Here is an 11962-nt window from a genome sequence, read left to right as displayed (position 1 = left end):
CGGCGATCAAACCAGCTCGACATCGAGGACGCCGGGTGCTGCGCGCAGCGCCGCGGCGATCTCCGGAGAGATGCGATATTTTTCCGTCAGCTCCACCTCGATCTCGCGCTTGCCGTCATCCTTGATGACGACGAAGGAGACGAGGCCGTCGCCCCTGGCGTTCAAATGCCGCGCAACCGTCTTCAGCGGGCCGGAATCGCGGACATAGACACGCAGCGCCTTCTGCATCTGCACGGATTTCTCTTCCAGCGACTGCGCCGTCTGGATGCGAAGCCCGATGCCTTCCGGCCGCTCTTCCGCCTGTACCGTGATGAGCAGCGACTTGCCGGGTTCCAAGAGGTCGCGATATTGCGCCAGGCCTTCCGAGAACAGCACCGCCTCGAACTGGCCGGACGAATCCGAAAAGGCGACGATGCCCATCTTGTTGCCGGTGCGGGTCTTGCGCTCCTGGCGGCTCGTCACCGTGCCCGCGAGCTTCCCGAAGCTTGCTCCTCCCTTCACCGAGACGGAGAATTCGGCAAAGGTCTGCACCCGCATCTTGGACAGGATGGCCGCATAGGAATCCAGCGGATGGGCCGAGAGATAGAAGCCGAGCACCTGGTATTCGCGCATCAGCTTCTCGGACGGCGTCCAGGGATTGAAAGGCGGCAGGATCAGTTTTTCCGGCCCGGCGCCGGCGGACGAACCGAAGAAATCCGACTGGCCGCTGACCTTCTCCTCCTGGGCGCGCTGCGCATAACCGATGATCCGGTCGAGGCCGCCGATGAGTTCGGCGCGGTCCATGCCGAAGCAGTCGAAGGCGCCGGCCGAGATCAGGCTTTCCATGACCCGGCGGTTGATCTGCTTCGGATCGATCCTGAGGCAGAAATCCTCGATGCTCTTGAACGGCCGGTCGCCGCGCACCTCGGTGATATGGTCGACGGCCGATTCACCGACGCCCTTGATGGCTGCGAGCGCGTAATAGATCCTGTTCTCACCCGTCTCGAAATGCCGGTAGGACGTCTGAACCGACGGAGGAATGACGGCGATGCCGAGACGCCCCGCATCCTGCCGGAAGTCGTTCAGCTTCTCGCTGTTCGACATATCGTAGGTCATCGACGCAGCCAGGAATTCGACGGGATAATGCGCCTTCATATAGGCGGTCTGGTAGGAAACGATGGCGTAGGCGGCGGCGTGCGACTTGTTGAAGCCGTAGTTCGCGAACTTGGCGAGCAGGTCGAAGATCAGGTCGGCCTGCGGCTTGGAGACGCCGTTCTTCACTGCGCCCTCGACGAAACGGGCGCGCTGCTTGTCCATCTCCTCCTTGATCTTCTTGCCCATCGCGCGGCGGAGCAGGTCGGCCTCGCCGAGCGAATAGCCCGAGAGAACCTGCGCGATCTGCATGACCTGTTCCTGATAGACGATAACCCCTTGAGTCTCCTTCAAGAGATGATCGATCATCGGATGGATCGACTCGATCTCCTCCTCGCCGTGCTTGCGGGCATTGTAGACCGGAATGTTCTCCATCGGGCCCGGACGGTAGAGCGCGACCAGCGCGATGATGTCCTCGATGCAGTCCGGCCGCATGCCGATCAGCGCCTTGCGCATGCCGGCACTTTCCACCTGGAACACGCCGACCGTCTCACCGCGCGAGAGCATTTCATAGGTCTTCGGATCGTCCAGCGGGATCGTCGGGAGATCGATCTCGATGCCGCGCTTCTTGCAGAAGTCAACGGCGGTCTTCAGCACTGTCAGCGTCTTCAAACCGAGGAAGTCGAACTTCACAAGGCCGGCCTGTTCCACCCATTTCATGTTGAACTGGGTGACCGGCATGTCAGAACGCGGGTCCCGGTACATCGGCACGAGCTTCGACAGCGGCCGGTCGCCGATGACGATGCCGGCGGCGTGGGTCGAGGCGTGGCGGTAAAGGCCCTCGATCTTCTGGGCGATGTCGAGGAGGCGCGCGACGACCGGCTCCTTCTCGGCCTCTTCCTGCAGCTTCGGCTCCTCTTCGATCGCCTTCGAAAGCGGCGTCGGATTGGCCGGGTTGTTCGGCACCAGCTTGCAGATCTTGTCGACCTGGCCATAGGGCATTTCGAGCACGCGGCCGACGTCGCGCAATGCGGCGCGCGCCTGCAGCGAACCGAAGGTGATGATCTGCGCCACCTGTTCGCGGCCGTATTTCTGCTGAACGTAGCGGATCACCTCTTCGCGGCGGTCCTGGCAGAAGTCGATGTCGAAATCCGGCATCGAGACGCGTTCCGGGTTGAGGAAACGTTCGAAGAGCAGCGAGAAACGCAGCGGATCGACGTCGGTAATGGTCAGCGCGTAAGCCACCAGAGAGCCCGCACCCGATCCGCGGCCCGGTCCGACCGGAATGTTATGGACCTTCGCCCATTTGATGAAGTCCGAGACGATCAGGAAGTAACCCGGAAACTTCATGCGCTCGATGATGCCGAGCTCGTAATCCAGCCTCTCGCGATAATCCTGTTCCGTATAACCCGGCGTCATGCCCAGAGTGGCGATGCGGCTCTCCAGCCCCTCGACCGCCTGGCGACGCAGCTCGTCCGCCTCCGCCCGCTCGGCTTCCTCCGGGTCGCCGGTCGCGCCGGTGAAACGGGGCAGGATCGGATTGCGCGTCTTCAATACGAAGGAGCAGCGCCGGGCGATCTCGACCGTGTTCTCCAGCGCTTCCGGCAGGTCGGAAAACAGCGCCGCCATTTCCTTCCGGCTTTTCAGATAGTGGTCCGGCGTCAGGCGGAAGCGGTTGTCGTCCGAGACGATCGCGTTGTGGGCGACCGCCATCAGCGCGTCATGGGCATCATAATCCGCCTTGGACGGAAAGAAGGCCTCGTTCGTCGCGACCAGCGGCAGGTCGTGGTCGTAGGCCAACGCCACCATCTTCTGCTCGTGCCGCCGGTCATAGGCCCCGTGGCGCTGCAGCTCCACATACAGCCTGTCGCCAAAGACCTCTCTCAGCTTCAACAGGCGCGCTTCGGCGAGCGCGGCATTGCCGTCCTTCAAAGCCATGTCGACTGGCCCGCTCGAAGCGCCGGTCAGCGCGATCAGCCCTTCCGTGCCGCCCTCCTCCAGCCAGGAGCGGCAGATATGCACGGTGCCGTGTCCTTCGCCGCCCAGATAGGCTCGGCTGATGAGATCGACGAGCCTTTCGTAGCCCGCAGCGGTCGCCGCGAGCACGACGATCGCCGGCAGCTTGGCAAGCTGCTGCTGGCCGCTTCGCCGCTCGTCCGCCTGATCTTCCATGTCGATCGAAAGCTGGCAGCCGATGATCGGCTGCAGCCCGTCACCGATCGCCTTCTGGGCGAATTCCAGCGCGACGAAGAGATTGTTGGTATCGGTAATCGCGACCGCGGGCTGATGGTCCGCGACCGCCTTCGACAGGATTTTCTTGAGCGGCAGCGCGCCTTCAAGAAGCGAATAGGCGGAATGAACGCGCAGGTGGACGAATTGCGGGGTTGCTCCGAGCTCTTCCGGTCCCGATTTTACGTCCGCCGTGTCTGCCATGCCCGCATCCTACCATTCTCATGAATCAGGCCATTCTCAGGTGCGGCTGGCGGAGAGTCCAGTTCGGATTTCCTCGCTCAACCTCTTTCGAACGACGAGCCCGAGCGAAGAACCCGCTCACATGGCCATGGCGATCATGGACAGGCTTGCCACGAAGGTGGCGATGGAAGCGAATGCGGCAATGTCACGAAGAATGTCAGTCATCGTCGTCTCCCGTGTTCCTTTATGTTTTTACTTTGTTCTCATTTTGTTTGAGAGTCAACAAGAGAACAAAACAAGAAACACGGAATCGCGATTATGGTTAAAATCGAGGGCGCGCCGGCATCCCTCACGCATTGGAGGGTTTTGCAGAGATGAAGCGTCTTGCGATCATCCAGCAGCCAAGCGCCCAGGTCGCTCCGGCGCACCAGCCTCCGAGCACGTCGGTCGGATAGTGAACGCCGAGATAGACGCGGCTAAGTCCGATGAGCAGCGTCAGGAAGATCGCCGCGAAGATCAGGAAAATTCGTGTCGACCGGTAGGGCTGCGCCCGCGAGAGCAGCGCCCCAAGGGTGAGGTAGGTGACGGCGGAAAGCATCGCATGGCCGCTCGGAAAACTGAGGTCATAGACTTCCACCAGATGCGGAACGATGTCCGGCCGCGGCCGCGCCACGCCGAGCTTCAAGGCGTTGCTCACAAGCCAGCCGCCCAGGATCGACAGGAACATGAAGGCGGCAATGGCTTTCTGCCGCGCCAGCAGAAGATAGGTGGTCCCCATGACCGTCATCAACGACAGCACCGTCGTTCCGCCGAGCGCGGTGATGTCGCCCATGGCATGGTTCAGCCAATAGGGGCCGACCGGTGCGGACAGGTCGCTGGCGCTGCGCAAGGCAAGCAGGATGCGCTCGTCGAAGGCATGCGTCTCGCCCTCCAGAACCTCGCCGGTCAGGCTAAAGAACAGGAACAGGCCGCCGGCCAGCAATGCGAACATCATCAGGCCGATCGGCTCGAACGTCATGAATCTCTCGACGATCTTTTGTCTGACGCGGGAGTGGAAGGCCATATTCCCCTTTCCTGCCATGTCTGCCGAATGTGCTGTCGGGCCGGACCCGCGCCGATCACGGCAAGGCCCATCATTTCCAACAGATAGGGACCGAAGGGCCGCCGCATCAACCGCACCGCCGGACTTTTTGCCCGCCGGACTATGCCGACGCGAGCAGGCTCTACATCTCCACGACCTTGCCGCCTTCGATCGTGACGCGGCGGTCCATGCGCCCGGCGAGCTCGTGGTTGTGGGTGGCGATCAGCGCCGCAAGGCCGGACTGGCGCACCAGCGCCTCCAGCGCGTCGAAGACATAGGATGCCGTCTTCGGGTCGAGATTGCCGGTCGGCTCGTCGGCCAGGAGCACGCGCGGCGCATTGGCGACCGCACGCGCGATCGCCACACGCTGCTGCTCGCCGCCGGAAAGCTCGGCCGGACGATGATCGGCGCGGTGGCCGATGCGCATGTAGTCGAGAAGCTGGGCCGCCCGCTCCTTCGCCTCTGTCTTCGAAAGACCGGCGATCAGCTGCGGCATCATGATGTTCTCGAGCGCCGAGAATTCCGGCAGGAGATGATGGAACTGGTAGACGAAGCCGATCTCCGAACGGCGGATCGCGGTGCGCTCGCTGTCCGGCAGACCATTGCAGGGCTGGCCGCCGATGAAGACCTCGCCGCCGTCGGGATGTTCGAGCAGTCCGGCGAGATGTAGCAGCGTCGATTTGCCCGTGCCGGAGGGCGCCACCAGCGCGACGATCTCGCCGCTCTTGAGCTCGAAGTCGGCGCCCTTCAGGATCGAAAGCGTGGTCTCGCCCTGGCCGTAGTGACGTTCGACGCCCGAGAGCTGCAAGACGGGTTTGCGTGCCATGAAAAACTGCGGATCCTATTCGTAGCGGAGGGCCTGGACGGGATCGAGCTTCGAGGCCCGCCATGCCGGGAAGATGGTGGCCATGAAGGAGAGCGCCAGCGCCATGATGACCACCGACAGCGTCTCGCGGAAACTCATCTCGGCCGGCAACTGGCTCAGGAAGTAGAGTTCCGGATCGAAGAGAACCGTGCCCGAGAGCCAGGAAAAGAACTGGCGGATGGATTCGATGTTGAGGCAGACGACCACGCCCAGAAGCACGCCGGCGATCGTGCCGACGATGCCGATCGCCGCCCCGGTCATGAAGAAGATGCGCATGATCGCGCCGGAACCGGCGCCCATGGTGCGCAGGATCGCGATATCGCTGCCCTTGTCCTTCACCAGCATGATGAGGCCTGAGATGATGTTGAGCGCGGCCACGAGCACGATCAGCGTCAGGATCATGAACATGACGTTGCGCTCCACCTGCAGGGCGGAGAAGAAGGTCTGGTTGCGCTGGCGCCAGTCGGTGATGAAGATCTGCCGGCCGGCAGCGGCTTCGACGAGCGGGCGGATGCCGTCGACATTGTCGGGATTGTCGATGAAGAGTTCGATCGACTGCACGATGCCGTCGGCATTGAAGTAGAGCTGCGATTCCTCGAGCGGCATGTAGATGATCGTCGCGTCGTATTCCGACATGCCGATCTCGAATATCCCGGAGACCGTATAGGACTTGACGCGCGGATTGACGCCCATCGGCGTCACGTCGCCTTCCGGCGAGATCAGCGTGATCTGGTCGCCGGCGTTCAGCCCGAGCTGGGCCGCGAGCCGCGAGCCGACCAGCACGCCCTCTCCCGAGGCGAAGCCGACCAGATCGCCCGACTTGACGTTGCCGGCGACCTCGGTGAGCTTTTCGATATCCTCCGGGCGGACACCACGCACCAGCGCGCCGGAGCCCGCACCGCCGCGGCCGGAAGCGAGCGTCTGGCCCTCCACCAGCGGCAGCGCCATCTTGACGCCCGGCACCGCGGCGAATTTCTGCGTGAGCTCGGCGTAATCGGTGAGCGGTCCGTCGATCGGCTGGACGATCATATGGCCGTTGATGCCGAGGATACGGGAGATCAGTTCGGTGCGGAACCCGTTCATCACCGCCATGACGATGATGAGCGTGGCGACCCCGAGCATGATACCGATGAAGGAAAAACCGGCAATGACGGAGATGAAGGCCTCGCGACGGCGCGAACGCAGGTAGCGCCAGGCGACCATGCGCTCGAAGGCCGAGAAGGGGCCGGCCGAAGGCGAATGCTGCCCTGCCTTTTCCGCTTCACCATTCGTTGCGACGCTCGCCATGCCGTTTCCTCAACCTGCCGGCGGGGAATTCCGCCCTGTCTTTTTGAAACCGGCCTCGCCGGTTATCGGCCGGCGAGCCTGTTCATGGCCGCCTCGACGGTCAGCGTCTCGCGCTCTCCGGTCTTGCGGTCCTTGACCTCCACCTCGCCGGAAGCGGCGGAACGGGGTCCGACGATCACCTGGACCGGCACGCCGATCAGGTCGGCGGTCGCGAACTTGGTACCGGCGCGCTCGTCCGTGTCGTCGTAGAGTACATCCTTGCCGACCGTCGAAAGGCCGCCATAGAGGGTCTCGCAGAGGCGGTCGCAGGCATCGTCGCCGGGTTTCATGTTGATGACCACGACGTCGAAGGGCGCGACGGAAGCCGGCCAGATGATTCCGTTCTCGTCATGCGATGCTTCGATGATGGCGGGAACAAGGCGTGTCGGACCGATGCCGTAGGAACCCATGTGGACAAGGTGCTCCTTGCCGTCCGGACCCTGCACCTTGGCGCCCATCGGCTCGGAATACTTGGTGCCGAAATAGAAGATATGGCCAACCTCGATGCCGCGGGCGGAGAGCCGCTCCGCTTCGGGAATGGCGTCAAAGGCCGCCTCGTCGTGCATTTCCGAGGTCGCCGCATAAACCGAAGTCCATTTGTCGAAGATCGCCTTCATCGCGTCGACATCGTCGAAATTTGTGTCGACGCCGGGGATGTCGAAATTGACGAAGTCCTTGTGGCTGAAGACTTCCGACTCGCCGGTGTCGGCGAGGATGATGAATTCGTGCGACAGGTTGCCGCCGATCGGGCCGGTATCGGCGCGCATCGGGATCGCCCTGAGCCCGAGCCGGGAGAAGGTGCGCAGATAGGCGGTGAACATCTTCCGATAGGAATGCTCGGCCCCCTCCTTCGTCAGGTCGAAGGAATAGGCATCCTTCATCAGGAATTCGCGCGAGCGCATGGTGCCGAAACGGGGGCGGATCTCGTCGCGGAACTTCAGCTGGATATGGTAGAGGTTGAGCGGCAGGTTCTTATAGGATTTGACGTATGACCGGAAAATGTCCGTGATCATCTCCTCATTGGTGGGGCCGTAGAGCATCGGCCGGTCCTGCCGGTCCTTGATGCGCAGCATCTCCTTGCCATAGGCGTCGTAGCGGCCGCTCTCCTGCCAGAGCTCGGCGGACTGCAGCGTCGGCATGAGGAGTTCGATGGCGCCGGAGCGGTTCTGCTCCTCGCGGATGATAGCGTTGACTTTGTCGAGTACCCGCTTGCCGAGCGGCAGCCAGGAATAAATGCCCTGGCTCTGCTGGCGAATCATGCCGGTACGCAGCATCAGCCGGTGGGACACGATTTCCGCTTCCTTGGGGTTTTCCTTCAGGATGGGCATAAAATAGCGGGATAGGCGCATCGAGATTTCCGAGGGTTGCCGGGCCTATCCTCGCGACGTCGGGAATCGGCCATTCCTTGAGTAATATTGCGAGCGGTACATAGCCGTTCCAGCCCCTCAAGGGAACCCGCTCCCGGAGGAATCACGCGATGTTCACGATCTTGGCGCCACCCTGGCGCAATTTTGGGCGAATAACGGCAGACCGGCAAAAAGTGGAGATTTCGTGGCAAGCATGCGACATTTTTGTCAACTGAAAAATTTTATCCGAGTGTAGCAAAAATACAAAAAAATCGAGTGACAAAGCCCAACCTTTGAGCTAGGTTCAGCTCACAAAAGAGGCAAGGAGTTCAAATTCTTGCCATTTCGCGGTCAAGTCTTGGGAGGATCAGATCTTAGGCGCGTTTATTCGCTGCCCCGGCAACGGTGAAGGATCACGCGAAACTAGAAAACAAGGCTTCACCGCCTTGTTTTTTTTTGCTTTCTCGACAACCGCCCATCCGAGCGGATTATGTCGCCATTGCCTCCTATGCCTGCAATTGATGACAAGCAGATGACAGCTCTTCCCCAGACCGGTCTATTCGAAATCCGGCACGATGACCGGGATGTCGGCGATGCCGAATCCGAAATAGGTCGAGGCGACGTGATAGGCGGCGTAAAGCACGGCCGAGATCACCGTCGTCAGAAGCACCACGCGGCCGCCGCGGAATTTCGCGGGCGCGCTTTCGACGGTGCCGGCAGTCACCTCGCCATCCTCCTGCTGGCTGCGATAGCCGAGCGGCAGGACGATGAAGAGCACGGTCCACCAGAGGATGAAGTAGATGGCGGCGACCGTCAGCAGCGACATGGATGGGTTCCGGTTTCTGTTCAGAGAGCGGCGTTATAGGCCGAAAGCCGAAGAAGCTCAAACGGAGCCGAGGGGACGCGATGCCGCAGGTGATGGGACGCCGGAGCAGCCCAGCATCTCAGGATAGGGCTTGGAGGTAACAGCCCGGCAGGCCTCACACCTCTTCGAGTTCGACCAGCGTACCGCAAAAATCCTTGGGATGCAGGAAGAGCACCGGCTTGCCATGGGCGCCGATCTTCGGCTCGCCGTCACCGAGCACGCGGGCCCCCGCCGCCTTCAGGCGGTCGCGGACGGCGATGATATCGTCCACCTCGTAGCAGATATGGTGCATGCCACCCGCCGGTTTTTTTTCCAGAAAGGCGGCGATCGGGGAGCCGGCGCCAAGGGGTTCCAGAAGTTCCACCTTGGTATTGGAAAGCTCCACGAAAACCACCGTTACGCCGTGTTCCGGCAAGGCCTGAGCCTGCGACACGCGCGCACCAAGCGTATCGCGATAGGTCGCGGTGGCGGCTGCCAGATCCGGCACGGCAATGGCGATATGGTTGACGCGTCCGAGCATGGTCCCTCTCTTTCGCTCGATGCCGATCACTATAATCGGGTTACGAACACCGTCACGACAGGCTTCTTGCCCCAGGCCTCGTTGGCGGCGGCGCGAACCGCCCGGCGAACGGCCTCGCGCAACGTGTCGAGATCCTTGCGGCGGGCGCGCGGGATGCTTTCGATCGCGCCGAGCACCGCATCATAGAGCGTGTCCTCCATGTCCTCGCCTTCGTCGTCGAATTCCGGCAGGCCGAAGGCGAGGACGTCTGGATCGATCAGGAAGTCATAGCGGTTGTCGAGCAGGACGTTTACCGAAACGTGTCCGACGAAGGAGAGCTTGCGGCGGTCGCCGATGCCCATCTCGTCGAAATCGCCGATCAGCTTGCCGTCCTTGAAGATGCGGCCGTGCGGCGCCTCGTCGATCACCTCAGCGGGGCCGGGTGCAAGCCGCAGAATATCGCCATTGCGAACGCGCGGAATGGTCTTGATGCCGGCGGACGCGCCAAGCTCCGCCTGCGCCGTCAGATGCGCCGCCTCGCCATGCACCGGCACGAGGATCTGCGGCCGGGTCCATTCGTACATCTTCAGGAGCTCGTTGCGGCGCGGATGGCCGGAGACATGCACCAGGGCATCCGAGTCCGTCACCACCTTGACGCCCTGCTCGATCAAGCCGTTCTTGATCTCGATAATCGCCTTCTCGTTGCCCGGAATGGTGCGCGACGAGAACACGACCGTATCGCCCGCCGCCAGCGCCACGTTGCGCATTTCGTCACGGGCGATCTTGGCAAGGGCGGCACGCGGCTCGCCCTGGCTGCCGGTCAGGATGACGACGACCTTGTCGCGCGGGATATAACCGTATTCGTCCTCGGCAATGAAAGGCTTCAGCCCCTCCATGATGCCGATGTCGCGGGCGACATCGACGACGCGTTTCAGCGAACTGCCGAGCAGCAGCACTTCGCGGCCTGCGGCTTCGGCAGCCTGGGCCACCGAGCGGATGCGGCCGACATTGGAGGAAAAGGTGGTGATCGCCACCCTGCCCTCGGCTTCCTCGATGATCTTGCGCAGACCCTCGGACACCTCCTCCTCCGAGGGCGAGATGCCTTCGCGCAGCGCATTGGTGCTGTCGCACATCAGCGCAAGAACGCCCTCGTCGCCCAGTGCCCGGAAGCGGGCCTCGTCCGTGATCGGCCCGAGCGAAGGGGCATGATCGATCTTCCAGTCGCCGGTATGGACGACGTTGCCGAGCGGCGTGCGGATGACCAGCGACATGGGCTCGGGGATCGAGTGGTTGACGCCGACCGCTTCGATCTCGAACGGCCCGACCGTGATGCGGTCGCCGGCCTTGAAGATCGTCACCGGGATATCGGCGCGCGAACCTTCGTAGTCGCGTTTCGCCTCCAGCATGCCGGCGGTGAAGGGCGAGGCATAAACCGGCACGTTGAGGCCCGGCCAGAGGTCGTTCATCGCGCCGTAATGATCCTCGTGCGCATGGGTGATGATCATCGCCTTGAGGTTCTGGCGCTGGCTCGCGAGATAACGGATATCCGGCAGAACCAGATCGACGCCCGGCAGTTCCGGTCCGGGAAAGGTGACGCCGCAATCCACCATGATCCACTGGCGATTTCCCGGCGTACCATAGCCGTAGAGGGCGAGGTTCATGCCGATCTCGCCCACGCCGCCAAGCGGCAGAAACACCAATTCTTCTTGGTTTGCCATTTCTTCTCTTAATCCGTTCTTTCAAAAAATACATCACCGGCGGCGATCGGCACTGGAGGCCCCTCGTCGGTGTCGAGCATCAGAAATCCCTTATCATCGATACCCGCGAATGTTCCAACAAGCGAGCGGTCCGTCAGGTTCACGGTGATTTTTTCACCGATGCCGCAGGCGACCTTGCGCCAGCGTCGGCTGATCTCCGCCGTCCCCCGCCCTTTATCCCATGCTTCCAGAACATCCGCCATCTCTCTGAAAAGATGCGCGAAAAGCTCCTCCGGCGAAGCGCCAACGCCGTGATCGGCAAGCCGCGTGACGCCATAGGGGGCGTTATCCGGCATGTGGCGTATATTGATGCCGATGCCGATCACCAGCGCGCGGCGGCCATCCGGCAGCATCTCGCCTTCCAGAAGGATACCGCAGGTCTTCTTGCGGCCGATCAGGATATCGTTCGGCCATTTCACCTCGACCGGCTCACCCCCAGGCGGCATGACGGCCCGCACCGCCGCATGGACCGCAACGGCCACCGCAAGCGGAAGAGAACCCAAACGCTCGGGAGGCGCCGGATCGATCAGCAGCAGGGAGGCATAGAGATTGCCGGGTTCCGAGGTCCAGGCCCTGCCGCGCCGGCCGCGGCCTGAAAGCTGCCGGCCCGCGGTGATCCATAACAAACCGGAATCGCCCGCGCGGGCGCGGGCGAGGCATTCGCTGTTGGTGGAGCCAATCTCGCTCAGCGCTTCGTGGCGAAAGGCATCGAGCGAGAAGCTTCCCCTTGGATCCGTCAT

General features: G+C 62.3%; 9 protein-coding genes. All 9 read right to left on the bottom strand.

What is annotated here, in order from left to right:
• Positions 1–6: 6 nt before the first annotated feature.
• Entirely contained in the window at positions 7–3504 is a 3498-nt protein-coding gene (gene dnaE / locus ACMGE0_RS08010) for a DNA polymerase III subunit alpha (RefSeq protein WP_436815336.1), read from the bottom strand.
• Positions 3505–3832: 328 nt separating this feature from the next.
• Entirely contained in the window at positions 3833–4546 is a 714-nt protein-coding gene (locus ACMGE0_RS08005) for a phosphatase PAP2 family protein (protein ID WP_436815335.1), read from the bottom strand.
• A 160-nt stretch (positions 4547–4706) separates the two neighbouring features.
• The gene (locus tag ACMGE0_RS08000) at positions 4707–5390 is read right to left on the bottom strand and encodes an ABC transporter ATP-binding protein (RefSeq protein ID WP_436815334.1); all 684 of its coding nucleotides are present in this window, start codon (positions 5388–5390) and stop codon (positions 4707–4709) included.
• 15 nt (positions 5391–5405) lie between these two features.
• Positions 5406–6716 carry a lipoprotein-releasing ABC transporter permease subunit gene (locus tag ACMGE0_RS07995; RefSeq protein ID WP_436815333.1) on the bottom strand — a complete coding sequence of 437 codons (1311 nt, stop codon included), beginning with the start codon at positions 6714–6716 and terminating at the stop codon, positions 5406–5408.
• A gap of 62 nt (positions 6717–6778) precedes the next feature.
• Positions 6779–8104, bottom strand: a complete 1326-nt coding sequence (gene proS / locus ACMGE0_RS07990) for a proline--tRNA ligase (protein WP_436815332.1) — start codon at positions 8102–8104, stop codon at positions 6779–6781.
• 553 nt (positions 8105–8657) lie between these two features.
• Positions 8658–8927, bottom strand: coding sequence for a DUF1467 family protein (locus ACMGE0_RS07985; protein ID WP_436815331.1), 270 nt, complete (start codon positions 8925–8927; stop codon positions 8658–8660).
• 154 nt (positions 8928–9081) lie between these two features.
• Positions 9082–9486: a methylmalonyl-CoA epimerase gene (gene mce, locus ACMGE0_RS07980; RefSeq protein WP_436815330.1), complete on the bottom strand. Its 405-nt coding sequence runs from the start codon at positions 9484–9486 to the stop codon at positions 9082–9084.
• A gap of 29 nt (positions 9487–9515) precedes the next feature.
• Positions 9516–11183 (bottom strand): ribonuclease J, encoded by a 1668-nt coding sequence (locus tag ACMGE0_RS07975; protein WP_436815329.1) that lies wholly within the window; start codon positions 11181–11183, stop codon positions 9516–9518.
• A gap of 8 nt (positions 11184–11191) precedes the next feature.
• Positions 11192–11962: a biotin--[acetyl-CoA-carboxylase] ligase gene (locus ACMGE0_RS07970; protein ID WP_436815328.1), complete on the bottom strand. Its 771-nt coding sequence runs from the start codon at positions 11960–11962 to the stop codon at positions 11192–11194.

It is taken from the genome of Neorhizobium descurainiae, from assembly GCF_051400715.1.
Classification (GTDB): Bacteria; Pseudomonadota; Alphaproteobacteria; order Rhizobiales; family Rhizobiaceae; genus Neorhizobium.
Note: the sequence above shows the minus strand (reverse complement) of the source record. Positions and strands in the feature narration are given on the sequence as shown.